Annotated in this window: 2 protein-coding genes; both read left to right on the top strand. The window is 59.9% G+C overall.

What is annotated here, in order from left to right; genetic code table 11:
• Nucleotides 1–299, top strand: a 299-nt coding sequence (locus ACI94_RS08815) for a hypothetical protein (RefSeq protein WP_286681322.1), incomplete at its 5' end; no start/stop codon positions are given.
• Nucleotides 299–705: DUF1673 family protein (locus ACI94_RS08820; RefSeq protein ID WP_286681323.1), on the top strand; the 407-nt coding region annotated here is incomplete at its 3' end. The genes ACI94_RS08815 and ACI94_RS08820, both read left to right, overlap by 1 nt.

A 705-nucleotide genomic window follows, 5' to 3' on the forward strand; every position in this document is an offset into this window, starting at 1 on the left:
TCGTGAAGGCGGAGGTGAAGGAGAACCGACCTCCCCTCTCACCCCGGCTTCTCACGGCAGCGTTCACGGCGCTTTTCATATCGGCGGCCGGCAGTATATACGCTGGATTTTCAGATCCATCTTCCATGCGGTTCATCTTCGGGCTTGCCGCCGCGATCTTCTTTCCGGTGCTCTTCTACCGCACCTACGTGCGGACCCGCTACCTGCAGGTCCTGGTGATAACGACCACGAAGAAGAGGATTGCTGTGATCTACACGGACGATCCCAAACGGATAGCCCGAGTGCTGGAGGTTTCCTGATGACGGTCTTTCTGGAGTATATCCGAAAGAAGCTCGGCTGGTGCCCGAACGCGGCAGCTGCCGGCACCGGTCGGCGGCGGTACGCCGCGCCGGACGGCGTGGTCGGGCTCGGGACGGCGGCAGACGGCAGTCGGGAGGTGGTGGAGGACGTGTTCGTGGAGTATACCAGTCCTCGCTTCTTTGTGCTGATGCCGTTTGCCGTCCTCGTTTTCCTCCTCCTCTTCGTGATATCCGTCCTGATCCCCTCCCTGTGGCCGGGGCTCATCTTTACCTTCATGGCTGTTTCCCTTCTGGCATGGACTGCATGGCGCATCTACTTCGATTCCTATCGAGCCGTGATAAAATTCTCCGGGAACTCCGTCATCGTCCGGAGACCGCGTTCCCGGCCCCTCGTCTTTGGAAAGGA

This window comes from Methanoculleus sp. DTU007, assembly GCF_001512385.1.
Taxonomy (GTDB): domain Archaea; phylum Halobacteriota; class Methanomicrobia; order Methanomicrobiales; family Methanoculleaceae; genus Methanoculleus; species Methanoculleus thermophilus.